This is a genomic window from Rhizobium sp. YAF28, from assembly GCF_052113285.1.
Classification (GTDB): Bacteria; Pseudomonadota; Alphaproteobacteria; order Rhizobiales; family Rhizobiaceae; genus Rhizobium.
In genome coordinates this window covers 46,368-71,316 of the sequence record NZ_JBFRCX010000015.1, presented here as the reverse complement: position 1 = coordinate 71,316, position 24,949 = coordinate 46,368, and the positions used below count along the sequence as shown (strand labels likewise).

25 protein-coding genes are annotated in these 24,949 nt (G+C 60.9%); 16 read left to right on the top strand and 9 right to left on the bottom strand.

All coding sequences use genetic code 11. The annotated features are described in order from the left end of the window. Positions 1 to 21 precede the first annotated feature (21 nt). From AB4Z13_RS28160 to AB4Z13_RS28115, 10 genes are all read left to right on the top strand, one after another. Entirely contained in the window at positions 22 to 1,572 is a 1,551-nt protein-coding gene (locus AB4Z13_RS28160) for a sugar ABC transporter ATP-binding protein (RefSeq protein ID WP_439018165.1), read from the top strand. Beyond that, complete coding sequence (locus AB4Z13_RS28155) at positions 1,562 to 2,581, top strand: ABC transporter permease (protein WP_442207348.1); 1,020 nt, start codon at positions 1,562 to 1,564, stop codon at positions 2,579 to 2,581. The genes AB4Z13_RS28160 and AB4Z13_RS28155 overlap by 11 nt, the downstream gene beginning before the upstream one ends. Before the next feature lies 1 nt (position 2,582). Beyond that, entirely contained in the window at positions 2,583 to 3,560 is a 978-nt protein-coding gene (locus tag AB4Z13_RS28150) for an ABC transporter permease (RefSeq protein WP_439018167.1), read from the top strand. Between the two features lie 34 nt (positions 3,561 to 3,594). Further along, positions 3,595 to 4,995 carry an LLM class flavin-dependent oxidoreductase gene (locus AB4Z13_RS28145; protein WP_442207347.1) on the top strand — a complete coding sequence of 467 codons (1,401 nt, stop codon included), beginning with the start codon at positions 3,595 to 3,597 and terminating at the stop codon, positions 4,993 to 4,995. Positions 4,996 to 5,118: 123 nt separating this feature from the next. Beyond that, on the top strand, positions 5,119 to 6,729 hold the full coding sequence (locus tag AB4Z13_RS28140) for an ABC transporter substrate-binding protein (RefSeq protein ID WP_439018169.1): 1,611 nt from the start codon (positions 5,119 to 5,121) through the stop codon (positions 6,727 to 6,729). A gap of 40 nt (positions 6,730 to 6,769) precedes the next feature. Continuing rightward, positions 6,770 to 7,759, top strand: a complete 990-nt coding sequence (locus tag AB4Z13_RS28135) for an ABC transporter permease (RefSeq protein ID WP_439018170.1) — start codon at positions 6,770 to 6,772, stop codon at positions 7,757 to 7,759. Continuing rightward, the gene (locus AB4Z13_RS28130; protein ID WP_439018171.1) at positions 7,756 to 8,586 is read left to right on the top strand and encodes an ABC transporter permease; all 831 of its coding nucleotides are present in this window, start codon (positions 7,756 to 7,758) and stop codon (positions 8,584 to 8,586) included. The genes AB4Z13_RS28135 and AB4Z13_RS28130 overlap by 4 nt, the downstream gene beginning before the upstream one ends. Beyond that, positions 8,583 to 9,365, top strand: coding sequence for an ABC transporter ATP-binding protein (locus AB4Z13_RS28125; protein WP_439018172.1), 783 nt, complete (start codon positions 8,583 to 8,585; stop codon positions 9,363 to 9,365). The genes AB4Z13_RS28130 and AB4Z13_RS28125 overlap by 4 nt, the downstream gene beginning before the upstream one ends. Continuing rightward, a complete protein-coding gene (locus AB4Z13_RS28120) occupies positions 9,362 to 10,141 on the top strand; it encodes an ABC transporter ATP-binding protein (protein WP_439018173.1) in 780 nt (259 codons plus the stop codon). Before AB4Z13_RS28125 ends, AB4Z13_RS28120 begins: the two co-directional genes overlap by 4 nt. 11 nt (positions 10,142 to 10,152) lie before the next feature. Next, on the top strand, positions 10,153 to 11,247 hold the full coding sequence (locus AB4Z13_RS28115) for a pyridoxal-phosphate-dependent aminotransferase family protein (RefSeq protein WP_439018174.1): 1,095 nt from the start codon (positions 10,153 to 10,155) through the stop codon (positions 11,245 to 11,247). Positions 11,248 to 11,251: 4 nt separating this feature from the next. Here AB4Z13_RS28115 and AB4Z13_RS28110 read toward each other — a convergent pair whose 3' ends face one another. Then, the gene (locus tag AB4Z13_RS28110) at positions 11,252 to 11,419 is read right to left on the bottom strand and encodes a hypothetical protein (RefSeq protein ID WP_439018175.1); all 168 of its coding nucleotides are present in this window, start codon (positions 11,417 to 11,419) and stop codon (positions 11,252 to 11,254) included. Between the two features lie 257 nt (positions 11,420 to 11,676). Here AB4Z13_RS28110 and AB4Z13_RS28105 point away from each other — a divergent pair, with 257 nt between their 5' ends. Next, positions 11,677 to 12,531, top strand: a complete 855-nt coding sequence (locus tag AB4Z13_RS28105; RefSeq protein WP_439018176.1) for a glycerophosphodiester phosphodiesterase — start codon at positions 11,677 to 11,679, stop codon at positions 12,529 to 12,531. On the opposite strand, the gene AB4Z13_RS28100 is transcribed toward AB4Z13_RS28105, so the two are convergent. The 7 genes from AB4Z13_RS28100 to AB4Z13_RS28070 all read right to left on the bottom strand — a co-directional run bounded on the left by AB4Z13_RS28100 (position 12,532) and on the right by AB4Z13_RS28070 (position 19,727). Beyond that, positions 12,532 to 13,347: an inositol monophosphatase family protein gene (locus tag AB4Z13_RS28100; protein ID WP_113319588.1), complete on the bottom strand. Its 816-nt coding sequence runs from the start codon at positions 13,345 to 13,347 to the stop codon at positions 12,532 to 12,534. Further along, positions 13,347 to 14,354, bottom strand: a complete 1,008-nt coding sequence (locus AB4Z13_RS28095; protein ID WP_439018177.1) for a LacI family DNA-binding transcriptional regulator — start codon at positions 14,352 to 14,354, stop codon at positions 13,347 to 13,349. The genes AB4Z13_RS28100 and AB4Z13_RS28095 overlap by 1 nt, the downstream gene beginning before the upstream one ends. Then, the gene (locus AB4Z13_RS28090; RefSeq protein WP_439018178.1) at positions 14,338 to 15,111 is read right to left on the bottom strand and encodes a glycerophosphodiester phosphodiesterase; all 774 of its coding nucleotides are present in this window, start codon (positions 15,109 to 15,111) and stop codon (positions 14,338 to 14,340) included. Before AB4Z13_RS28090 ends, AB4Z13_RS28095 begins: the two co-directional genes overlap by 17 nt. 3 nt (positions 15,112 to 15,114) lie before the next feature. Next, positions 15,115 to 16,164, bottom strand: a complete 1,050-nt coding sequence (locus AB4Z13_RS28085; protein WP_439018179.1) for an ABC transporter ATP-binding protein — start codon at positions 16,162 to 16,164, stop codon at positions 15,115 to 15,117. After that, entirely contained in the window at positions 16,164 to 17,006 is an 843-nt protein-coding gene (locus AB4Z13_RS28080; protein ID WP_439018180.1) for a carbohydrate ABC transporter permease, read from the bottom strand. The genes AB4Z13_RS28085 and AB4Z13_RS28080 overlap by 1 nt, the downstream gene beginning before the upstream one ends. 3 nt (positions 17,007 to 17,009) lie before the next feature. After that, positions 17,010 to 18,311 carry an ABC transporter permease subunit gene (locus AB4Z13_RS28075; RefSeq protein ID WP_439018181.1) on the bottom strand — a complete coding sequence of 434 codons (1,302 nt, stop codon included), beginning with the start codon at positions 18,309 to 18,311 and terminating at the stop codon, positions 17,010 to 17,012. A gap of 69 nt (positions 18,312 to 18,380) precedes the next feature. Next, on the bottom strand, positions 18,381 to 19,727 hold the full coding sequence (locus AB4Z13_RS28070) for an extracellular solute-binding protein (RefSeq protein ID WP_439018182.1): 1,347 nt from the start codon (positions 19,725 to 19,727) through the stop codon (positions 18,381 to 18,383). A 561-nt stretch (positions 19,728 to 20,288) separates the two neighbouring features. Here AB4Z13_RS28070 and AB4Z13_RS28065 point away from each other — a divergent pair. The 3 genes from AB4Z13_RS28065 to AB4Z13_RS28055 all read left to right on the top strand — a co-directional run bounded on the left by AB4Z13_RS28065 (position 20,289) and on the right by AB4Z13_RS28055 (position 22,252). Beyond that, positions 20,289 to 20,471, top strand: a complete 183-nt coding sequence (locus tag AB4Z13_RS28065) for a hypothetical protein (RefSeq protein ID WP_113319595.1) — start codon at positions 20,289 to 20,291, stop codon at positions 20,469 to 20,471. A 227-nt stretch (positions 20,472 to 20,698) separates the two neighbouring features. Further along, positions 20,699 to 21,157 (top strand): YbaK/EbsC family protein, encoded by a 459-nt coding sequence (locus AB4Z13_RS28060; RefSeq protein WP_439018183.1) that lies wholly within the window; start codon positions 20,699 to 20,701, stop codon positions 21,155 to 21,157. Positions 21,158 to 21,238: 81 nt separating this feature from the next. Beyond that, the gene (locus tag AB4Z13_RS28055) at positions 21,239 to 22,252 is read left to right on the top strand and encodes a Tim44 domain-containing protein (RefSeq protein WP_439018184.1); all 1,014 of its coding nucleotides are present in this window, start codon (positions 21,239 to 21,241) and stop codon (positions 22,250 to 22,252) included. Here the strand turns inward: AB4Z13_RS28055 and AB4Z13_RS28050 are convergent. After that, the gene (locus tag AB4Z13_RS28050; RefSeq protein WP_442207346.1) at positions 22,249 to 23,280 is read right to left on the bottom strand and encodes a hydroxyacid dehydrogenase; all 1,032 of its coding nucleotides are present in this window, start codon (positions 23,278 to 23,280) and stop codon (positions 22,249 to 22,251) included. The two genes, AB4Z13_RS28055 and AB4Z13_RS28050, sit on opposite strands and share 4 nt — an antisense overlap. A gap of 243 nt (positions 23,281 to 23,523) precedes the next feature. Here AB4Z13_RS28050 and AB4Z13_RS28045 point away from each other — a divergent pair, with 243 nt between their 5' ends. Together AB4Z13_RS28045 and AB4Z13_RS28040 are read left to right on the top strand one after the other, a co-directional pair. Further along, positions 23,524 to 24,123: a HupE/UreJ family protein gene (locus tag AB4Z13_RS28045; protein WP_442207345.1), complete on the top strand. Its 600-nt coding sequence runs from the start codon at positions 23,524 to 23,526 to the stop codon at positions 24,121 to 24,123. Between the two features lie 249 nt (positions 24,124 to 24,372). After that, a complete protein-coding gene (locus AB4Z13_RS28040; RefSeq protein WP_037098473.1) occupies positions 24,373 to 24,948 on the top strand; it encodes a GbsR/MarR family transcriptional regulator in 576 nt (191 codons plus the stop codon). The last annotated feature ends 1 nt before the right edge of the window (position 24,949 follow it).

Here is a 24,949-nt window from a genome sequence, read left to right as displayed (position 1 = left end):
ATGTCCCTGGAAAGCGGCATCATGACTGAACCCGTCCCGGCGCAAGTGACCGACAGCAACGATGTCATCATTCGCTTCGATCACATCATCAAGCGTTTCGGCGGTGCCCAAGCGCTCGCCGACGCATCGCTCGCCATACGACGCGGCACCGTCCACGGCCTCGTCGGACAAAACGGCGCCGGCAAGTCGACGCTGATCAAGCTGCTTGCAGGGCTGCATGTCGCAGACGAGGGCACGATCGAAATCGAGGGTAAAGTCTACGATCGGCTGACACCGCATCTCAATGAAGAGCTCGGCATCCATTTCATCCATCAGGACAGGCTGCTGGTTCCGACATTCACCGTCGGCGAGGCTTTGTTCCTCGGCCGTGAAACGCGGCTTGCGAAAACTCCCTTCCTCGATCGCCGGGCGATGCAAAAGCGTGCCGGTGAGCTCCTAGCCAATTATTTCGGGATCACTCTGCCGAAGAACGCCCTTATAAGTGAATTATCGACCGCCGAAAGGCAGATCGTCCAGATCACCCGCGCACTGCTCCACCAGCCGAAAATACTCGTCTTCGACGAGCCGACCGCGGCCCTGGTGCGGCGCGAGGCCGAGATCCTCTTTCGCCTGATCCGCCGGCTGCGCGACGAAGGCGTGACCATCATCTACATCTCGCATTACCTCAACGAGATCGAAGAACTCTGCGATCACGTCACCGTGCTGCGAAACGGCCGGGATGTGGCTTCGTTGCCGATTGGCGAAACCTCGGCCAAGGCGATCGCCAGCCTGATGATCGAGCGTGACATCGCCGAAATGTTCCCCAAGCGCCAGGTCGACCTCGGCGAAACGATCCTGAACATCCGCGGGCTTTCAGCGCCCAACCGGTTTGACGATGTCAGTTTCAGCCTGCGACGTGGCGAGGTGCTCGGCATCACCGGTCTCCTCGGCTCCGGCGCCAAAGACCTGATCCGCACGCTCTTCGGTCTGGAACAGGCCGCGAGCGGCGAGATTGAAATCGAGGGTCGAGCAGCACAGCCGCGCAGCCCGGCAAGGGCCGTCGACCGTCGGCTTGCACTTGTTCCCGAGGATCGGCGCGGACACGGCGTCGGCCTCAATCTTAGCGTGGCCGAAAATGTCACGCTCCCGAGCCTTGACCGCTACAGCCGTTTCGGTTTCCTCAATCGCAGGCGTGAGCGCTCCGATACCGAGGACCTGATCAAGCGGCTGCAGATCAAGACGGCCGGGCGCGATGCGCTAGTCCGCACACTCTCGGGCGGCAATCAGCAGAAGGTGGCGATCGCCAAGTGGCTGAGCCGCCAGTCGGAAATCTACCTGCTGGATGAACCGACCGTCGGCGTCGATATCGGCTCGAAGGTCGAGATCTATGCGCTGATCGGCGAACTTGCGGCGCGTGGCGCCGGCGTCATCGTCCTCTCCTCCGACCTGCCGGAGCTCGTCGGCATCACGGACCGGATCCTGGTGTTTTTCCGCGGCCGGCTGATCCGAGAGCTAGACTCCTCCAAAACCACAACGGATGAAGTGCTGTCCATCTCGACCGGCGCTTCGGAAGGATTGCGCCATGTCGGTTGACGTTCACTTCGCGCCCCATCCCGCCGTTTCCTCCGACCCCGTGCCGCAAGCCAAGGGCGCAGCAGCCGTCGCGGTGCTCCGCTTCGGCTCGCTGCTTGCTTTCGCGGCCATCCTCGTCGTGTTCTCGTTGACCGCGCCCTACTTCCTGTCGGTCGGCAATATCGGCAATGTTCTCGGCCAGTCCGCCATTTCGGGCGTGCTGGCGATCGGCTTGACCGTAGTGCTGGTCGCGGGGGGCTCGAATGTCGTCACCGGCGGCATCGACCTGTCGCTGGCCGCCAATATGGGCCTGAGTGCTGCAGTCTATGCGACTTTGATCCAGCTCGGCTATGGCGACGCAACAGCGGTGGCTGCGGCCTTGCTGACCGGGCTTGCGATCGGCGCGGTCAACGCTGTCGCCGTCGTGCTCGCGGGCATCGTCCCGCTGCTAGCAACGCTCGCGGTAATGAATGTCGTCGCCGGTCTCGAACTCGTCCTAACGCAGAATACCGTCGTGCCCGCCTCGACCGATTTTCTGACAGTGGTTTCGGCTTCCGACAGTTTCGGCATTCCCATTCTCGCCTATGTGCTGATCGGGTTTACAGCAATTGCCACCGCGATAGTGCAATATACGCCAGTCGGTCTGAGGCTTTATGCCGTCGGCGAATTTCAGGATGCCGCGCGCGCCGCTGGCCTGCCGCTCAAGCGGCTGCTTGCCGGGGCCTTCATTGCCAGCGGGTTCTGCGGTGGTTTTGCCGGCATTCTCTCGGTTTCCTATCTCAGCGGCAGCACGACCGGTTCGGGCGAAGCGTTGCTGCCCATCGTCGTTATCGCATTGCTCGGCTCGGTCTTTTCGCGTCGGCTGGTGCCCACTGTTCCGGGAACACTGATATCAGCGCTATTCATCGGCTTCCTCACCAACGGCTTCCAGCTCCTGAACCTGCCGAGTACGCTCGTCAGCGGCGTGCAGGGGCTTCTCATTCTGATCGTCGTGTCGGCCACGACATTGCTGCGCAAGCGGGAGATCTGACATGACCGCCTCGACTTCAGCCGGCCGCTCGCTCGCCGGCCTCGCACGCTTTGGCCTGATCGTGGCGCTCATCGTGGTTTTCTCCGTCTTCTCGATCCTGGCGCCAACCTTCTTCACTCCCGGCAACCTGCAGAGCATTCTCGTCAACAATTTCACGCTGCTCGCCATCGTCTCGATCGCCATGACCTTCGCCGTCTCCGCAGGCGGCATCGATCTGTCGGTCGGCACGGCCGTCGATTTTGCAAGCTTCGCCTTCGTCTCCCTCGTTCTGGCGGGCCAGCCGGTGCCGCTCGCGCTGCTCGCCGGCCTTGCAGCCGGCGCACTGGTCGGCGCGTTCAATGCTGTTCTTGTGTCCGTGATCGGCGTTGCACCATTTCTGGCGACACTCGGCACCTTGTTTATAGGTCGTAGCATCCAGCAATTGCTGACCAATGGCGGAAATCCGGTCTATCTGCCGCCCTCGGGCGTGCCGGACGCCTTCCGCTTCGTCGGCAACGGCACGATCGCCAGTGTGCCCGTTCCGCTGGTGATCGCCGCGGTCGTCATTGCCGGTGCAGCAGCCGTGTTCGCCTGGACGCGTTTCGGGCGGGTGGTGGTCTCGATCGGTATTCAGCCAAGCGTCGTGCGCTATTCCGGCATCGGGCTTGGCGTCCCTGTGGCCGCCACCTTCATTCTCGCCGGGCTGATTGCCGCCGTTGCCGGCCTTATCCTGACGGCGACCGTGACCGTCTACATCCCCTCCTCCGGCAATGCGTTCCTGCTGAACGCCATCGGCGCCACCTTCATCGGCACGACGCTGTCGCCGCTCGGTCGGCCCAATGTGCTTGGCACCGTTCTCGGCGTCCTGCTCCTCAGCATCGTCGCCAACGGCCTGCTGCTGACGGGCCTGAACTTTTACTGGCAGCAGGTCGGTACCGGCACGCTCATCTTTGCCGTGCTCGCCTTCAGCTTCATCAACAGAAAAACCGTCGGCGCCTGAACCGCACCTCGCCGACCGATGTAGGAAGAATAAAATGACCCGTGAAATCAGGCTCAACGCCTTCGATATGAATTGCGTCGGACACCAGTCGCCAGGGCTTTGGCGGCATCCGCGCGACAAGTCCTGGACCTATAAGGACCTCGACTACTGGGTGCATCTGGCAAAGACGCTGGAGCGCGGCAAGTTCGACGGTCTCTTCATCGCCGATGTGCTCGGTGTCTATGACGTCCTGAACGGCAACGTCGATGCAGCACTTCGCCATTCGGCGCAGGTGCCGGTCAACGATCCGCTGCAACTCATCCCGACCATGGCCTATGAGACCGAGCATCTCGGCTTCGGCCTGACGGCTTCGCTTTCCTTTGAACACCCCTATACATTCGCCCGGCGAATCTCGACGCTCGACCACCTGACCAAGGGCCGCGTCGGCTGGAACATCGTCACGTCTTATCTCAACAGCGGCGCGCTCAATATCGGCCAGCCGGCACAGACCAACCATGACGACCGCTATGATCTCGCCGACGAATATCTCGAGGTCTGCTACAAGCTCTGGGAAGGAAGCTGGGAGGCCGATGCTGTCGTGCGCGACCGCGAAAGCGGCATCTTTACCCATCCGGGAAAGGTCCATCCGATCAACCATTCGGGAAAGTATTTTAACGTTCCCGGCATTCACCTGAGCGAGCCCTCGCCGCAGCGCACGCCCGTTCTCTATCAGGCTGGCGCTTCCAGCCGCGGCAAGGATTTTGCCGGCGCACATGCCGAATGCATCTTCGTGGCTGCGCCCTCCAAGACGGTTCTGAAGCGCTATGTCGCCAATGTCCGCCAGGCCGCCGAACGGCTGGGACGTAACCCGCGCGAAATGCTTGCCTTCAACCTGCAGACCGTGGTGCTCGGCGAAACGGATGCCGAGGCGCAGCGCAAATTCAACGAATATCGCAAGTACGCTTCCTTCGAGGGGGCGCTGACGCTGATATCCGGTTGGACGGGCATCGATTTCGGCCAGTTCGGCCCGGACGAGGTGCTGCGCCACCGCCATACGAATGCCGTGCAGTCGGCTGTCGAGACCTTCACGACCATCGACCCGAGCAAGGAATGGACTGTGCGCGAAATGGCCGATTGGGTCGGCGTCGGCGGTTTCGGCCCGGTCTTCGTCGGCTCGCCATCGACGGTCGCCGATCTGATGCAGGAATGGGTCGAGGACACCGATGTCGACGGCTTCAATCTTGCCTATGCGGTGACGCCCGAGAGCTTCGAAGATACCGTCGATCTGCTGGTGCCGGAACTGCAGAAGCGCGGCGTCTACAAGACCGAATACCGGCAGGGTACACTGCGCGAAAAGCTCGGCGCTGCGGGGCCGAGGCTGGTTGCGCCCCATCCGGGAGCTGCCTATCGCAACCTTGGCGCGGAAGCGCTGCGGCTTGCTGTCGGCGGCCGCTGAAAAATAATGGCTGGGTGACAAAAAATATCTCGCCTGGCCATCCTGTTCGAATTTAATTCCTGTCACACTTACGGTTTCAGCTCGAATATAGATCATTGAATTTTTAAGGGATCAGGAGGGGGCATGACTATTGCGGATATCTCTCGGCGTGGCCTGCTGAAGGGCACGGCGCTGCTGCTCGGAACAACGGCGCTGTCGCGCATTGCGCTGGCGCAGGCAGTGCCGGCTGGCGGGCGTCTGATCGTTGCAGCCGACTCCGAGCCGAAGAACCTCAATCCTGCCATCGTCGCCTCGAACGGCGTTTTCTTCATTTCAAGCAAGGTGATCGAACCGTTGGCGGAAGCCTCCTATGAAGGTTCGGATGGTCTCGCACCGCGTCTTGCAACGTCATGGGAAGGCTCGCCGGACGGGCTCTCCGTGACCTTCAAGCTGCGCGAAAACGCCACTTGGCACGACGGCAAGCCCTTCACCTCGGCCGACGTTGCCTTCTCGGCGCTCAACGTGTGGAAGCCGCTCCAGAACCTCGGGCGCCTGGTCTTTGCCAATCTGCAGGCTGTCGATACGCCCAACGATCATACGGCGATCTTCCGCTTCTCGAAGCCGACGCCGTTCCAGCTCATCCGCAATGCGCTTCCGGCTGTCACCAGCGTCGTTCCCAAGCATATTTTCGAAGGCACCGATATCGCCACCAATCCGGCCAACAATGCACTCGTTGGCACCGGACCTTTCAAATTCGCCGAATACAAGCCTGGCGAATATTACCGGCTGACACGCAACGAAAATTACTGGCAGAAGGGCGAGCCGAAGCTCAACGAAATCGTCTACCGCGTGTTGCCGGACCGTGAATCGGCCGGGGCCGCGCTCGAAGCAGAAGAGATCCATCTCGCCGCCTTCTCGGCCGTGCCGCTTGCCGATCTCGACCGCATCTCCAAGGTCGATGGCATCAAGGTGATTTCCAAGGGCTATGAGGCGCTAACCTATCAGCTTGTCGTCGAGATCAATCATCGCCGCAAGGAGCTGTCAGATCTAAGAGTTCGTCAGGCGATTGCCCATGCGATCGACAAGAAGTTTGTCGTCGATACGATCTTTCTCGGCTATGCGACAGAATCCACCGGCCCCGTTCCGAAGAATTCGAAAGAATTCTACACCGCCGATGTCGCCAACTACAATTTCGACGTGAAGGCGGCAAACGAGCTGCTGGACCAGGGCGGCTATACCAAAGGCGCTGACGGCAATCGGTTCCAACTCAAGCTGCGCCCTGCACCCTATTTCAACGAGACACGCCAGTTCGGCGATTATCTGCGCCAGGCGCTTGCTGCCATCGGTATCGATGCCGTCATCGTCAATGCCGATGCGGCCGCCCACCAGAAGGCCGTCTATACCGACCACGACTTCGACATCGCCGTCGGCCCGCCGGTCTTCCGCGGTGATCCGGCAATTTCCACGACGATCCTCGTGCAGTCCGGAACACCTGACGGCGTGCCCTTCTCCAACCAGGGCGGTTATGTCAGCGCCGAGCTCGACAAGATCATCAAGCAGGCGTCCGAGACCGTTGATACGGCCGCACGCACCGACCTCTATTACAAGTTCCAGCAGCTTGTGGTGGCCGAGCTGCCATTGATCAACGTCGCCGAATGGGGCTTCATCACGGTCGCCCGAGACACCGTGCTGAATGTGTCCGACAATCCGCGCTGGGCAGTTTCGAACTGGGGCGATACCGCGCTGCAATCGTGATAGGGTCGAAGGCGCAATTGCTGCAGGGGCCTCGTCCGGCGTGAAACGTGCACTTCTCCTCCTGAGACGCAGGGTCATCAGCAGCATTCCGGTGCTGCTGATCGTCGTGATCTTCAGTTTTTTCCTGCTGGAATCCGCCTCCGGCGATGCGGTCGATGCCTATCTTGGTTCGATCGGCGGTGGTGACGCCGCCCTTATAAATTCGCTGCGGCAGAGCTACGGCCTCGATCAATCGGTCTTTGCCCGCCTCTGGCTCTATCTGTCGTCACTTGCCCGCCTCGATCTCGGCTGGTCGGTGGCCTTCAACCGGCCGGTGCGGGATCTGATTGTCGAGCGGCTGCCGAACACGCTGCTTTTGATGGGAAGTGCCACGGCACTTTCCTTCGGGCTTGGTTCGACACTCGGCATTCTGGCTGGCGCAAGGCCCGGCAGCGTGCGGGATCGCTTCCTCTCGATCGGCTCGCTCGTCATCTACGCCATTCCGAGCTTCTGGCTGGGATTGGTGCTCAGCATCTTCTTTTCGGTCAAGCTACGCTGGCTGCCAATTGCTGGCATCGAAACCATTGCCTCGGGCAAGACAGGCCTCGCGCGTGCGCTCGATATCGCGGAGCACCTGGCCCTCCCGGTTGGCGCACTTGCCTTCATCTATCTCGCGCTGTTCCTGCGCGTCATGCGCTCGGGTATGGAAGAAGCTTGGAAGCTCGATTTCGTGCTCTTTGCCCGGGCCAAAGGCCTGTCGCGCAGCCGTATCGTGCTTCGCCATGTGGCACGCAATGCGCTTCTGCCGCTTGTTACCATGCTCGGCCTGCAATCCGCGGCTATGCTCGGCGGCAGTGTGGTGATCGAGAGCGTTTTTGCCATTCCGGGCTTCGGCCGACTGGCCCAGGAAGCCGTCAACGGTCGTGACGCGCCATTGCTGATGGGCATTATCCTTTCCAGCGCTGTTCTCGTCATCTGCGTTAATTTCATTGTCGATCTGGTCTATGCGACGCTCGATCCGCGCATCGGCGCATCTGGGGGCCGGGCATGACACTGCTGCGTCGTCTTCCTCAAACTCCGGAAGGTGGGATCGGGCTTGCAATCCTTTCAGCTTTGCTCGTCGCCGGCCTGTTGGCGCCGGTCATCTCGCCAGGAGATCCACTACGAATTGCTGGCCGGGCGCTCCTTACGCCGTTCACCGATCCGAGGCTGCCGCTCGGCACCGATAGGCTGGGGCGCGACGTGCTCGCCGGCCTGCTCTACGGTGCGCGCACCTCGCTCGCCGTCGGTATCGCCGCTGCCCTGTCCGCCATGGTGCTTGGGCTCTTTGTCGGCATGGCTGCCGGATTTGCCGGTGGTGTCATCGATGAAGCACTGATGCGCGTCGTCGATGCTTTCCAGATCGTTCCGGGCTTCCTGCTGGCGCTCGCCTTTGTCAGCATCATCGGCGTCTCGACGCCGGTCATCGTCTTCGCCATTGCGCTCGGAACCTGGGCCGATCCTGCGCGGCTGACGCGCGCGCAAGTGCTGTCCATCCGCGAACGGGATTATGTGGCTGCCGCACACGTGATCGGCATGCACCCGGCTGAGATCGCCTTCAAGGAAATCCTGCCGAATGCGCTGCCTCCGGTTCTGGCCCTGTCCGCCACTATTGTCGCAGGCGCGATCCTCACTGAAGCCGCCCTTTCCTTCCTCGGTCTCGGCAATCCCAATCTCGCCACCTGGGGATCAATGATCGCTGAGGGCCGCAGCGTGTTGCGCTCGGCCGCCTACCTTTCCGTGCTGCCCGGCCTCGCGCTGGCAATAACGGTGCTCGGAGTGCATCTCTTTAGCGAGGGGCTGAGCAAGGCGCTTGGCAATGAGGAGGGATTGCGATGAGTGATCTCTTCTGCAGCGTGAGAGGGCTTTCCGTCCATTACGAGCGCGATGCGGCTCTGGAATCCATCGACCTCGATGTCCTCAGAGGTGAAAGGCTGGCCCTCATCGGCGAAAGCGGCTCCGGCAAAAGCACATTTGCCCGAGCGCTTGCCGGACTTTTGCCGAAGAGCGCCAGGATCAGAGGCAACATAACATGGCCGGCGCTTGGTCATGCGCCGCTTCCCGGTCGCGATTTCGGTTTCGTCTTTCAGGACCCCGGCACCAGCCTCAATCCGGTGCTGACCATCGGCGAGCAGGTTGCCGAAGCGGCCCGACGGCACCTGGGGTTAGACTGGCGGCGAGCCTATGCCCGTGCCGAAGAGCTTCTCGAGCGGGTGCGCATACCACAGCCCGCGAGCGCCATGCGCGCCTTTCCGCATCAGCTTTCCGGCGGCCAAAGGCAGCGTGTGGCAATTGCGGCTGCGATTGCCGCCAAGCCAACCTTGCTGATCGCCGATGAGCCGACCAGCGCGCTCGACGTCGTTGTTCAGGCCGAGATCGTCAGCCTTCTCGACGGGCTGGTGCGCGAAGAAGGTATGACCCTGCTCTTCATCACCCATGATATCGCGCTTGCCTCCGGTTTCGCCGATCGCATCGCCGTCTTCCGGAATGGAGAACTGGTCGAGGCCGGCCCTATCAGATCGGTCCTGTCGTCGCCGGCCGATGGCTATACCGCGGCCCTCATCGCAAGCCATCGCGATCTGTCCACGCCGCCCTTGATTGCCGAGGCAGCGTCATGAGCGGGCTTCTGACTGTTGAGGCTCTATCCAAGGCCTATTCCTCCACCGGCCGACAGGTTGCCGCTCTCGACAATGTTTCACTGACGATTGCAGCCGGCGAAACCCTGGGCTTGGTTGGAGCGTCGGGCAGTGGAAAATCGACGTTGTCGCGCGTCCTTCTGCGACTGCTGGAGCCCGATTCCGGCTTCATCCGATTCGAAGGGCAAGATTGGCGCGCGCTTCGAGGCGCCGAACTGCGGCGCCGGCGCGCGCATATGCAGATGGTGTTTCAGGACCCACTCGGCGCCTTCAATCCGCTGTCCTCCGTCGCCTCGGTTCTCGACGACCCGCTGCGGATCCACGCCATCGCGAACAGGAAACAGCGGCCGGCCGAAATCGCTACCCTGCTGGAGCGCGTCGGCTTGCCCTCGACCTTTGCCTCCCGCCCTGTTCGCACACTCTCGGGCGGGCAACGACAGCGCGTTGCCATTGCCCGTGCCATCGCGACGCGGCCGTCTCTGCTAGTGCTGGATGAAGCCGTTTCCGCGCTCGACGTGACCATTCGCGGCCGCATCCTCGAATTGCTGGTCGAGTTGCAGCGCGAGCGTGGCCTTGCCTATCTCTTCATATCCCATGACCTCGCGGTGGTGCGCGCGGTTTCGCATCGTATCGCGGTCATGGATGCGGGCCGAATCGTTGAGGAGGGACCGGCAGCGGATATCGTCAATGCCCCGCGATCCGATGCAGCGCGCCGGCTCGTCGCGGCTGTGCCGCGCCTTGTAACCGAACCCGTTTGAAGGAGTTTCCCATGACCGAAGTCGCCTGGAACCCGTTCTATGGTGCGCCGGTCTATCCGGCCGAACGTTACACCGCCCTCGCCCGCCGCATCGGCGCGATCCTGAAGACGGACAACGACGTTTTGCTGGTGCAGGCCGAGGCGGTGGTGGCGCTCGAAGCCGTTGCGACCAGCCTTGCCAGACCTGGCTTTTCCGCGCTGAACGTCGTCACCAGCGCCTACGGCGGCTGGTTTGGACAATGGCTGCGGCGCGGCGGTACTCACGTCGTCGATGTCATCGCTCAGCCCGGCCTGCCTATCGAGGCCAGAGCAATCGCCGCCGCGCTGGATGCAAATCCCGATGTCAACGTACTGGCCCTCGTCCACGCGGAATCGGCAAGCGGTATCCTCAATCCATTGCCCGAGATCGCTGCTCTCGCAAAGGCGCGAGGCATTGTGACGGTAGTCGATGCCGTTGCCTCCGTCGGCGGCCATGCGCTCGATGTCGACGCGTTGGGCATCGATATCGCCGTGATCGGCCCACAGAAAGCACTCGGCGGGCCGGCCGGCGTTTCCGCGCTGTCAGTCAGCCAGCATGCCTGGGAACTGGCCCTCTATGACGGTGCGCCGCGTGATTCCATCCTGTCGCTGGCCGACCTGAAGGCTTGGGTGGATGCCGGCCGCGGCGCGTTGCCGGGAACGCCGGCACCGCTGGAATTCTTTGCACTGGAAGCGGCCCTCGACCGGGTCGAGGCGGAAGGCCTCGGGCAGGTCGTCGCCCGCCATGAAAGAGCAGCTTCGGCGAGCCGGGCCGGACTTGCAGCGCTGGGCGCCAACCTTTGGGTGCCGGCCGAACAGGCATCGAACCTCGTGACAACGGTCTCCTTACCGTCAGGAATTAAACCCACCTCTGTGGTTGGTTTTGCGGCGGGGTTGGGCGTCGAACTGACGCCGGGTGTCGGGACAGGCTCGTCGCACCTCATGCGTATCAACCACACAGGGGCACGGGCAACCTTCCAGACCGTGCTCGCAAATGTCGTGGCCTATGGTGCCGCGCTTCGGCAGGCCGGCTTCCCGGCGAATATCGGCGCCGCATCGGAAGCTGTCGCGAAGATCTATAGCAGCTGATCGCTCAGTACCAGGAATTCGGCGTCGGCTGCCAGAAGAAGAGTTCTTCCTCCCGCAGGCTACGCAGACGGCTTTCGGAATCCTCTTCCGTCGCGTGGACAGATGTTTCGAACACCGGTTGGTCACGGTCTCGGAAAAGCTTCGCAAAGAAAGTTTTGAATGCCGCAAACATACGTCACCTCCTGGAAAACCGAGCCACGATTTTCGCACGGATCGCTGGGCCAGGGAACATTGTCTACAAAATTAGTATTCTAATTTGCACTGTTGTGCCGCATGCAGATGCCACGGGAAGACTGGCGCACGAAAAAGGCTTTGTTCGGTAAAGAGGGGCCGCGGCCGCGAGATCAAGCCTAATCTTCCACCGACCCTTGAGAATCGAACCTTTCCGATGCACGAAGAAGCCGAGACGAATAGGTCGAGGATGATGGAATGACCGATACAGGCGGACTTCGGATAGAGTTTGAAGGCCATTCGCCCCTGCTGAAGTGGCACCGGCTGCGCCGGCGTATGGCCGACCCGCTGTTTTCGGCCGAGGTGATGGCCGAAGGCTTCAAGGCCGGCGCTTCGATGGAGCTCGACCTGCGGGTGCGCGCCGATGGTGGTTTCGTCGTGCTGCATGATAAGGAGCTGGAAGGCGAGACGACCGGGCGCGGTCTCATTGCCCAAAAGAGCCTTGCGGATCTGCGCGACCTGCGCATGAAGGACGGCAATCGTCCGCTCCTCTACAGCGAGGATCTGGCAGCCATGCTGCAATCGGCCCATCCGGACGCGCTGCTGCAGTTCGATATGAAAGACGATTACGAGGCGATCGGCGAAAAGGGCATCGCCCATCTTGCAGAACACCTGCAGCAGATTTCCGCCTCCGTCATCGTCAGCGCTGGAAGTCCGGAGCTAATCCTGGCCGTCAAGGACAAGCTGCCGCATCTGCGCCGCGGCATCGACCCCACCAACAAACTCGGCGATATCGCCAAAGCCGAAGGCTGGAAAGCGGTCGAAAAGGAACTGCTTGCAGATCTGCGCGGCCCGACGGAGCCGGAAACAATCTACCTTTACTGGCCGATGTTGCTCGATGCCGCAAAGGCCGGCCTCGACATGATCGCGCTCTGCCACAGCGAGGCCAAGCTGGTCGACGCCTGGACCTTCACACTGAAAGATCCCGACGGCGGCTTCAGCGATGCGGAGTGGACGAACTTCTCGGCACTGGTCACTTTGAAGCCGGATCAGATCACCACGGACGAAGCCCTGGCGACCGAGCGGGCGTGGCTGAAGCGCATGGCGGGCTGATCAGCCCGCCAGACCTTCGAACTCGACGAGGAAGGCGAATTCTTCTGCCAGTCCAGGCGAATGGGCGATAACAGGACCGCCATCCTCCAGCAGCGTATCGACAGGTGGAATGGCGACCTTCGCACCGGCCTCCGAGGCGATCAGCGCGCCAGCCAGCATATCCCAGGCATTCAGGTGCCGTTCGTAGAAGAGGTCTGAAACACCTTCCGCCACGCGCACGAGATCGACTGCGGCTGCACCCATGCGGCGATAATCCATGCCGCGCTCGTAGAGCCGCTTGGAGAGCGCCGCATAGTCGTCAAAGCTCGTCTTGCGCGAATGGCCGAGCACGACGATCGCATTGGCAGGATCGGTCGTCGGAGCAGCGTGGATCGGCTGGCTCTCCTTGAAGGCGCCACGGCCGCGGATCGCGGAGAAAACCTGGTCGTTGGCCGCATCATAGACCACGCCGATCTCCACCTTGCCACCAACGACGAAGGCGATGGAGACGCCCCAGTGACGAAAGCCTCTGATATAATTTGTCGTGCCGTCGATCGGATCGACGACCCAGGTGCCGGCAGAGCCGGACTCGCCGCCGGTTTCCTCGCCCATGAATGTGTCGTCTGGAAAGCGCACCAGCAGCCCTTCGCGGATCGACTGTTCTGCCTGCCTGTCTGCGACGGTAACGAAATCCTGCAATCCCTTGTTTTCGACATGCAGCGTGCCTGGGTGTCCTTCACGCCTGAAGCGCGCAGCCTCGCGTCCAACCTTGCGGGCCACGTCGATTGCGACCTCCGCCCGCGCGGTTAGAGCAGAGGCATCGAATGCGGAATTCATCAAGCAGTCCTTCTTTTAATCAGCGTCACGGGGGTAAATTCGACGCGGGCGGTCATATCCGGTTCGGACATGCGGGTCATCAGCAGATCGACCGTTTGTTCGGCCTGGAAATCGCAGGGCTGGCGGATGGTCGTAAGGTCATAGGCAGACCAGCTGGCCTGCGGAATGTCATCATGGCCGATGATGCGTAGCGGCGGCTCATCGTCGCGGCCAAGCCCCTTCATGATGCGGTCGATCACGCCGCAGGCCATGTAGTCGTTGGCGCAGAACAGACCGTCAATACCGAGCGAAACAAGATCGGCGGCCGCGTCGTGGCCGCTCTTATAGTCGTTGATTTTCAATTCGATCATGCGCGGCTCGAGGCCGAGTTGCCGACAGGCCGTCATGAAGGCTTCACCGCGCCGCCTTGCCGTATAGGAGATAGCGGGCGCCGCCATGACCGCCGGCGCCCTGACGCCGCTTTCGATCAGATGCGTGGCAGCGAGATGGCCTGCCATGCGATCATCGGAAATGATGCGGTCGACGAAGGGAATATCGTCGCCCTTGTTGATCAGCACGATCGGCACACCTTCGGCTGCGCATTGCTCGCAGATCTCCGTCGGCGGCGCGTCCGATGTGACGATGACGCCGGAGACGGCATAGTGCAGAAGCTGGCCGATGACGGTCGAGGTGTCCGCCTCCTTCGAGGTCGGCAACAGGATCGGGCGAAAATTGCGGGCGATCAGCACCCGCGCCAGATGCTCGATCTGCAGCGTGCGGAACGGGTTATCGAGGCCGGCGGCGACAAGGCCGACGAGATCGGAACGCTTGTTGGTGAGGCTGCGAGCCAGATAGTTCACCCGGTAGCCGAGATCCTTGGCCGCCTGATAGACCTTCTCGCGCGTCTTCGGCGAAACACTGGCATCCGGGGTGAAAGCGCGCGAAACGGCAGCGCGCGAGACGCCCGCCACACGTGCCACGTCGAAGGACGTGACCTTCCTCGGTCCCTTGTTATCCTTGTCTGCCATGCTTCTCATCCCTGGCGGCCGGGCGCATCAGATCGGGCAGGTCCGTACAGATGCCGAGTACCGGAAGCTTCATGATGTCGGACAAAATGGCCGGCCGTTCCTCGTGCCACAGCACGATTTCACGGCTTTCGCCGAAGGCTCGCCGCATCAGCTCTCCTGTGACCAGATCCTGCGGGCGCTCGCCGGCCCTTTCCCAGCAAAGGTGCAGGATATCGGCGCCGGCTTCATCGCCAGCTGCGTGCGGATCGTGGCCAACACGGACCAGTACCGAGAGCGGGTAATCGCAGCCCGCATCGCGAAGCTCACGCACTTGCGCGGTATCGAAAGAGCCGAGGCAGGCAAAGCGCTGGTTTTTCTCAATAAGATGCTTCCAGCACCGAAGCCCCGTGCCCGGCGCCTTGAGCTCGATATAGAGGCCTGTATTGGTCCGCCGTCCAAGGGCTGCGACCGCCTCGAAGGTCGGAACGTTGACGCCTTCGAGAGCAGCAAGCTCGGCCGCCGTCATCTCGGAAATTCGGCGGTCGATACCGAAGACGCGCTCGAGATGATCGTCGTGGGAAACGACAACCACACCATCTTTGGTGAGTTGCGTGTCGAGCTCCCACATTTCCGCGCCGAGTTCGGCAGCGCGCTGGAAGGCTTCGAGGGTATTCTCCCGCTCATGGCCACTTGCACCGCGATGGCCGATGCAGAAAGGCAGATATCCCTTGTTCGAGGGCCAATCATAACGTTCGAAAAAAGACGAGAAGTCACGCATCGCTCAGAGCCTCCGGCCTTCTTCATCGAAGACGAATACGCCTCGGCTGTCGATCGCCCACTTCACCTCGTCGCCGACGGTGATGTCATTGCGGACCGGCTGAATGGACCGCAGCAGCGAGCCGCCGGCAAGCTGCACGTCGTAAAGGTTCTCGCGGCCCTGCGTTTCGGCAAAGGTGACCTTGCCGGGAACGGCGATGTCGCCGGCCGGATTGAAATGTTCGGGGCGCACGCCGAGCGTCAGCTTGGTGCCCTCGGCGGCCTGGACCGATACCGGCACGCGGATCTCGCTTTCCGGCATGGCGAAAGCGCCATCCTTCATCACGCCACGCAGGAAGGTGATCGGCGGATTGCCAAGGAAGCCGGCGACGAAGGCAGTGCGCGGGTCGCTATACATCTCGGCCGGCGTCGCGATCTGCACGATCTCGCCTTCCTTCATGATGGCAATGCGGTCGCACATACTCATCGCTTCCACCTGATCATGGGTGACTAGGATGGCGGTGATGCCCGTCTCGCGCTGGATGCGGCGAATTTCCGAACGCATTTCGAGGCGAAGCTTGGCATCGAGATTGGCAAGCGGCTCGTCGAGCAGCAGGACGTCCGGCTTGCGGATCAGCGCACGGGCAAGGGCTACGCGCTGCTGCTGGCCGCCGGAAAGCTGGGCTGGCCGGCGCTCCATCAGATTGCCGATCTGCACGAGGCCGGAAATGCGCTCGACCTCCTTGCGGATATCGGCCGCATTGACGCCCTTCACCTTCAGCGGAAAGCCGATGTTCTCTGCAACCGTCATATGCGGATAGAGCGCATAGGACTGAAAGACGACGCCGACATTGCGCATCTGGCTCGGCAGGTCGGTGACGTCCCGGTCGCCAAAGAGAATACGGCCGCCGGTCGGGCGATGGATGCCGCAGATGGCAAACAGCGTTGTGGACTTGCCGCAGCCCGAGGGCCCGAGAAGCGCCAGCATCTCGCCGCTGCCGACTTCGAGATTCATGTTCTCGATGACCTTGGTGGAGCCGAAGCTCTTCGAAAAATTGTCGAGGAGGATACGCATCAGCCTTTGCTCCCGCCGCCATAGATGTTCATGAGATATTTGTGGAAGAGTGCGTAGGCGATCAGAACCGGGATGACGTAGAAGAGGCCTACCGCCTTGAACATGTTGAAATCATAATTGTTATCGTCGGCGAGGAAGCCGGCGAGATAGACCGAGAGCACTTGCACCTGATTGCCGGGCGCCAGCACCTGCGGCAGGATGAATTCGCCCCAGCCGGACAGGAACGAGAAGAGGCCGAGCGCCATGATGCCCGGACCGACCTGCGGCAGAACGAGGCTACGCCAGACCCGGAACCGCGAAGCGCCATCGACGACGCCAGCCATCTCTATTTCCCAGGGCACCGTGTCGTAGAAGCCCTTCATCAACCAGATGCCGAGCGGCAGATCAATCGCCGCCTTGACCAGGATGACGCCGATCAGGGAATTGTAGAGGCCGATCATCTGCAGCACGATGAAGATGGCGATGATCAGCGTTACCGACGGGAAGGCGTGGAGCACCATGACACCGGCAAGGAAGAAGCCGCGCGCAGGTACATTGAGCCGCGAGAGCACATAGCCTGCCATCGACGAGACGATGACGACCACGCTCGTCGTGGAGCTGGCGAAAAGCAGCGTATTGAGCGTCACGATCCAGATGTTCGGCTTGCCTTCGGTCGTCTGCCACAGGAAGCGCCAGTGCTGGAGGGTGAAGCTGGAGGGTATGAGCGAGCCGGCCTCTTTCACCGTTACCGTGTCGATGAAGAAATAGGCGTACATCAAAAGCAGCGGCAGGCTGACGACGGCGAGCATGGCGATGACCGGCCAACTGCTGAAATTCGCGGAGGGTTGCGCTTTTTCGGCCATGGATCAGTCCTCGATCAGCGGCTTGGAGACAAGTGTGCCGTAGTTGAAGATGCGCAGGTAGATCAGAGACAATGTCACCCCGATAACCACAAGCACGAGGGCCATGGCGGCGCCGAGACCGTATTCCAGGTTGCCGGCGTAGTTGTTGAGCGCCGTATGGTAGGCGGCGAGCGCCCAGATTTCGGTCGCCCTGCCGGGTCCGCCGTTCGTCGAAAGCAGGATTTCGTTGAAGGAGGCGAGCAGCGAGAGCGTCTGGTAGCAGGTGACGAAGAGGATCGGCCAGCGCATCTGCGGCAAGATGATGTAGCGGATCTGCTGCCAGCGCGACGCGCCGTCAACCTCGCTCGCATAGAACTGGCTCTTCGGAATAGCCTTCATTGCCGACGAGAAAACCAGCATGCCCATGGAGGCGCCGATGAAGCCATTGATCATGACAACGAAGACCCAGGCATTATAGGCATTGTCGAGTAGGTAATTCTTCGGCGGATAACCGAAATTGCCCATCAGCGTGGAAATGAAGCCGGTATCCCAGGCAAGCCATTTCCAGAGCATGACATAGATGACGACGGGCGTGATGCGCGGCAGTAGCCAGACACCCCGGAAAAAGGAAGCCGGTGCCGCCGGCATGTAATGCGTCCAGATGGCAAGCAGCAGCGCATAGCCGACATTAAAAATGACCAGCACCAGCGCGACGTAGAGCACTGTATTCAGCAGCACGCGGGCCATATCCGGCGAGGAGGCCATGCGCGAGAAATTGTCAGATGTCCACACCCAACCGGTATAGGCGGCCTTGGCGACCTGTTCCTTCTGGTCGGGCGTCAGCTTGAAGCCGAGCGTATCGAGGGCGGAGAAAAGCTCGTCCTTGCTGTCGAATCGGGCATTGACGACCGAGCGGTTGAACTGGTCGGAAATTTGTTTGACCTCGCGCGTCGAGGGGCGCTCGTTCAGGTCCTTGATCATGCGCTCGATTTCGCGGCGTGATGGGAAGACCTCGTTCATATGCTTATCGCGCAGTTCCGAGACGATGGCTGACGAGAGGCTCAGGTCTTCGACGGCCTTGAGGCCAGCTTCGTCGATCGTGTAGCGCGGCTCGCCCAGCTGATCGGCGATATCGGGCATGGTCGATTTGAGCGTGATCAGCGAATTCGGCGCGACCTGGTAGACGCCGCCGGAAATGCCGGTCGCCGTCGTCATGTTCGTCATCGAGAAGACGGCGGTCAGAACGACCGGTAGCAGGAAGAACAGAAGGATCATGATCGCCGCAGGTGCGATCATCACCAGCCCAAGCGTTCTGGACGATTTCATGGAAGTCCCCTCATGGACGACGCTCCGGAAGGCGGCGTTGCGGCCGCCTTCCGGCAGAGTGCGCCGATCTTAGCGGATGACGATCTTGTCGCCGAGCGTGCTCTTCAGCTCGCTCTCGGCATCATTGACGGCGGCGTCGACAGTCTTGGCGCCGGTCCAGGATGCTTCAAGGTTCTTCCACATGATGTTCCAGTAGGTGCCGAAATCGGAATTGTTCGGCATCGCGTTGGCGTGGGGCAGCAGTCGCTCCGTCGCCTCGCGGGCCCAGCGATTGGCGGCGTAGAAATCAACGGCTGATTCGGACTTGGAGACACCGAGATGCGCCGACTTGATAGCGTGCAGCGCATTGGTGCGCGGCTCCGAAGCGATCGTGATCAGCTGGGCTGCGATCTGCGTGTCCTCGTCGCTATGACCCGATGTCAGCAGGTAAACGAGAGGGTGCGTCAGCGTGTTGGCCTTGCCGCCTTCGCCAGCCGGAATCAGCGTGAAGGCGATGTTGCCGAAGAAGTCTTTCAGGCCTTCCTGGTTGACCATGCGGGCATAGTGCCAGGTGCCGGCGTCCCAGATGCCGGCCTTGCCGCTGGAGACTTCCTTCCACCACTGGTCGCCCGGCATGCCGATGTGGTTCTTCTTGGTGACGCCGGAAGCAACGGCATCAGCAAAGAACTGGTACGTGCGCTTCATCGCAGCCTTGTCGAAAACGAGCTTGCCGTTTTCTTCCATGACGCCGCCGAATGAGGTGTAAAACTGCCAGTAATCAGGACCGTTGCTGGTGCGCGGATAGAAGCCGTAGCCGGGCTGTACGAGGCCCTTGTCCTGCATCTTCTTGGCGTCTTCGAGCAAGTTCTTCATCGTGTACTTGCCGTCCTGGACGTTCTGCGGCAGCGCGTCGAGGTCAGCATCGCTGTAGCCGATCGCCTTCATGTGCGGCTTCCAGAACAGCATCGGGCGGGATTCTGCATCCTGTGGGATGCCGTAGACCGAGCCATTGTAGGAGGCGATCTGCATCAGGTTTTCGTAGATGTCGTTGAGCGGCCAGGAGTCGAGGTCGACATAATCCTCCACAGGAACGATGAGGCCGGCCTGCGACCAGGGAGCGATGTCTTCATGGCCGCTGACGACGATATTCGGAGCCTTCTTGGCTTCGGCGGCAAGCGTCAGCGCCTGCTTGAAATCATCCCAACCGGAGTAAGGGGTCTTTTCAACAATGATCTTCAGATCTTCGCCCTTCAAAGCAGCTTCGCGCTGAAGCTGCTGAGCGGCGATCTCAATGGCATCGAGGCGATAAACGTCGTTCGGGCCGGTACCACCAGCCCAGACGCTGATGTGAACATCCTTGGCAAGCGCAAATGCAGAGGTCGAGGCCAGGATTGCGGCCGCAATGGTAAGGGATTTCAGTGTCGGCAAAATGGTCATCTTCTTCGTCTCCCTAGAAGAGCAGTGTGAGGCCTCTTGACGGGTCATCACTGGTGTTGATGGCCGTTCCGATAGCCCCACGAAAACGTGGCGTATCCCGCTCTAGGGGGCGAACGTAACGGCCGAATGACAAAATTGAGCACGTGTGCAAAATTATTATGACGATGTTCTCGACGTGGTCAATCGCTGATGGAAACGCCAGTTCAGCTGCCGGTGGAAATTGATATCAAAGGACGCAACGACGCCGGTCATCGACCGCGACACGGACCCTGCGTCCATATTCAAGCTCTTGCCTACCTTTTCTCAATCGGCTAGTAATCTCGCCGGAGCTGTTCAACAACGGAGGCGTGCAATGACAGATATTTCTTCGTCCCACGCCTCTTTGGCATAGCCTTCGAAGCTCCCAACCCTTGCCCCTATTCGGGGTCTTTCAAGCTTCACCATCCAAAGATGGCACCCGTTTCGCACGCAGCGCCTGGCAGCGATAACGACTGCGCCTGATCTTGCTGCGCACATTCAGCTTGAAGGAAGGGCGGTCCAGAATTCTGGCCGCATTTGATCATGAACAATCAACACGCCGGCGAGAGCCTGGCGACATCCGTGAGCGAGCTCTGCTCGCGCTTCAGCTTTAGAGAAATTCTCGTCGCAACCATCATTGCCCGGTGGAGACGTCGTCGCGTCGTGAACAGCGTCGAAGCTTTCCCACCATGGCTGCGCCGTGATCTTGCTCTGTTCGATGAGTAAGTCCCACACTTTGCAAACCTTACCAGCGATCAGCTGGCGGGTGATCCTCTTTCAGATCATCCCGCCAGCTTGCGGCCGGCAATCCGGGTGGCCTTTCGAAGCACCCGAAATCGTCTCTGTAAACCAAGCGATTGAATTTTCTGAAATTGAGATATTAAGTTGAACGCATGAATCCCCATGCCGCTTCGCGGTCCCTTGTCGGCTGTTCATCCAGAAGTATCCATCCCATGAGCCTCGAATCCGTTCGCACCTTCTTCGCCGCCAACGCCCCCGACATTGCCATCATCGAAACCGCCGGCAGCTCTTCGACAGTCACCCTCGCCGCAGAAGCGCATGGCGTCGAGCCGGCGCAGATCGCCAAGACGATCTGCCTGCGCGTCGGTGATCGCATCATGCTGATCGTGGCGAGCGGCATGGCGCGTCTTGATAACAGGAAGTTCAAGGACACCTTCGGCGGCAAGGGGCGCATGCTCGACGCGGAGGAAGTGCTGGCGGTGACGAGCCACCCAGTCGGTGGCGTCTGCCCCTTCGGCCTGCCGGCACCCTTGCCGATCTATTGCGACATGTCGCTGAAGCAGTTCGATGAGGTCGTTCCGGCCGCCGGCTCGACCAATTCCGCGGTGCGCATCCCCACCGAAAGACTGGCGGAAATCACCCGGGCCGAATGGGTCGACGTCTGCCAGTAGCGGCGCATAACTTCACAGCGCAGAAAGAATACCTATATTAGGTACCGACATGCCATTCAGCGCATGATAGGAGATGAACGAATGCCCACTGCCGTTTCGCGTTTTGCCAGGATCGCGGCGATTGCCGTTCTTGCGAGCGCTACCGTCTTTGCTTCGATCGGTGATGCCGATGCGCGCCGCGCCGGTGGATTCGGCGGATTCGGAAGCCGCGGCACGCGTACCTTCAGCGCGCCTCCGGTCACGCAGACTGCTCCTGCCCCGGTTGCGCCCATTGAGCGCTCGATGACGCCGCGCCCGCAGACAACTACGCCCTATAACACACAACAACCCGGCTACGCCCAGCAGCGCCCCGGCTTCTTTGGCGGCTTCGGCCGTTCGATGATCGGCGGCCTGATTGCTGGCGGTCTGCTCGGTATGCTGCTCGGCCACGGTTTCGGCGGCGGCTTCGGTTTCCTCGGCATGCTCCTGCAGATCGCGCTGATCTTCGGAGCGATCACCCTTGCCATGCGCTTCTTCGCCAATCGCCGCCAGCCGTCCTACAGCGCAGGCGGCCAGAGCTATGGCGGACCGCAGTCCTATGGCATGTCGCCGGCCAATGGCGGTTCGTCCTTCCATATTCCGGCAATCGGTTCGGGCTCCAGCGGCCAACAGCAGCACAACGCACGGCCGAGCGATGAGATCGGCCTTGCCCAGGCCGACCTCGATCAGTTCGAGGAATTGCTGACCAAGATTCAGACCGCTTATGGCGCGGAGGATTACGGTGCGCTGCGCCGCCTGACGACGCCGGAAGCCATGTCCTACCTTGCTGAAGAACTCGGCGAGAACGCGACCAACGGCGTCCGCAACCAGGTTACCGACGTCAAGCTGCTACAGGGCGATATCGCCGAAGCCTGGCGCGACGACGGGCTGGAATATGCGACGCTTGCGATGCGCTACTCCTCGATCGACGCCATGGTCGAGCGTAACAGCGGTCGCCTCGTCTCGGGCGACGACCGCCGCCCGAGCGAAAGCACTGAGGTCTGGACCTTCGTGCGCAATTCCGGCGCCGACTGGAAGCTTGCCGCCATCCAGGGCACCGGCCAGCGCGCTGCTTAATTAACCGAAACGGGTTTGGAGCGCATGCGGGACACCGTTTCGCGCTCCGCCCGCTTGCAGCGCATCGGCGGCAGGCCGCGGTCCATCAGATCCATATCCTCAAGCACCATGTCGCCCATCCTCTTGAAGGCGATATCGAGTGCACCGGCCCGATGGGCCGAGCGGATGAAGCCCTTGAGGTTCCGCACCGGATGGTCTGACGGCAACGGCTCCTGCGGATAGACATCGCTTGCCGCAACGATGTGGCCTGACGCGACGGCGGCCATCAGCGCGTCGAAATCCACGACATCGGCGCGACTGAGCAGGATGAAGGCGGCACCCTTGCGCATGCTGGCAAACGCATCCGCACCAAGGAAGCCCCTGTTCTCGCTGGTGACCGATGCTACGACGAAAACGAAATCACTCTGTGTCAGCACTTCGTTCAGGCTCGCGGGCTGGACGCCATTTTCCTCCAGGATCGAGCGTGGCATCCAGGGATCGAAAACCCTGATCCTGGCGCGAAAGCCCGACAGAACCCGCCGCAGCGCATTGCCGAGATCGCCGAAACCGACAATGCCGATCTCGGAACCGGATATTAGCCGGGCGCTTGTATTGCCCTCACCGCCCCAGAGTTCATTGCCTTCCCGGAAAGCCACATCGGCATCGACGATGCCGCGGGCGAGGCTGAGCGCAAAGCCAAGACCGATCTCCGCCACCGGCTCGGCAAAGACCTGTCCTGTCGTCACCACATGAATGCCGCGCTGGAAGAGGATCTCGTAGGGCATGTTGTTGAGGAGATTACTCTCGACATTGAGGATCGAGCGGAGCTGCGGCATACGACCAAGCGTTTCCGCAGAAAGCGGTGGCTGGCCGATGATGTAGCGCGCCTTGCCGATGACATCATCGTCGAGGCCAGCGATGTTTTCGGGATCGGCCTCGACGATCTCATATTTGGCGTTGAGTTCGGCGCGCGCCTTATCGCTGAAGATCAGGTCGAGCGTACGCGGCTCCGGCGCGCTGATCGCCAGCGGCCTTTCGGTATTCGTCATGGGGTCCTCCTCGAGACGCGGCGGCACACCTCCGCAAGATGATTGATAATCCGGTTGAGCGCCCCTTGTGAAGCCGCCCTTCAAAAAGGCAATTGCCTATGATATAAGCAATTGAAATTCCTATTTATTTTCATGCTTTTCGTTGACGATAAAATCTCGCTGGACTAGCTTGGCGACGCGACTTGAAACCGTGCCTGAGGGGTCGGCGGCCGCAGGATCTAAAAGCTCGGAGGGAATTCCACAATGAAATCAATCTTCAAGAGCGGCGTCCTTACGCTCGCCACCGCAGCGCTCCCGGCAGTCGCCTATGCCCATACCGGCGTCGGTGAGACGGCCGGCCTTGTCCATGGTTTCAGCCATCCTATCTCCGGCTTCGATCACATCCTTGCCATGGTCATGGTCGGCGTTCTCGCCTTCCAGCTTGGCGGCCGCGCTCTCTGGGCCGTGCCCGCGACCTTCGTGCTCGTCATGGCCTTCGGTGGCGCGCTCGGCATTGCCGGTATCAATGTGCCTTTCGTCGAGACCGGCATTGCGCTTTCCGTCATCGTGCTCGGCGCTGTCGTCGCGCTGAACATCCGTGCCTCGACAGCAGTCGCGATGGCGATTGTCGGCCTGTTTGCAATCTTCCACGGCCACGCGCATGGCGTCGAGATGCCTGAAAATGCCGGCGGCGCTGCCTATGCCGTAGGTTTCATGATCGCAACCGCTCTGCTGCATGCAGTCGGGCTCGGCATCGGCTTCCTCATCGCCCGCTTCGGCGAGCGTCAGGGCGCCTTTGTCGTGCGTTCCGCAGGCGGCCTTGCGGCAGTTGCCGGCGTCGGCATCCTGACCGGCCTGATCTGAGGCTCACGCCTCTCCGATAAATTTATATGGCATTTGGCGCCCGGCAGACACTTGTCTGTCGGGCGTTTTATATTTGCGCGATTTGACTCAAGTCAATTTCAGGCGCGCGACGCCGGTCTATGAAGAAACAGACCACCGAAGCATGTATCCAAATTGACGCAGGTCAAGCTGGGCAATTGCGGCATAAACGCGAAAGTCTGTATAGTGATTTCAGAAATTTCTGAAATAACAGATATAACGGAAACGACAATGAACCTTCCGCCTCTCGTTCAGTCCTTTGTCCTGCACTTCGGTGAAATGGGTTCCCGCTGGGGCATCAATCGCACGGTCGGCCAGATCTATGCCCTGCTCTACGTCTCGCCTTCGCCGCTTTGCGCCGAGGAGATCGTCGATGCGCTCGGCATATCGCGCTCGAACGTCTCCATGAGCCTTCGCGAATTGCAGGCCTGGAACCTAGTGATTCTGCGCCACAAGCCGGATGACCGGCGCGACTTCTTCACCACACCCGACGATGTCTGGCTGATTCTCAGAACGCTTGCCGAAGAGCGCAAGAAGCGCGAGGTCGATCCCACATTATCTGTGCTGCGCGAGATCCTCATGCAGCGCCCGGCGAGCGAGGCCGAACGCCATGCGCAGGAGCGTATGAGCGAGATGCACACGCTGATCGAACAGCTGACGCATTGGTATGAAGACGTAAAACAACTTGAAACAGAAAGGCTTGCGACGTTACTCTCACTAGGTGCGAAAGTGACCAAATTGCTGGAGGCCAAGGACAGAGTCGTTTCGCTTGGCCGCCGTCGTCCCAATCCTGCGAACAAGAGTTAGC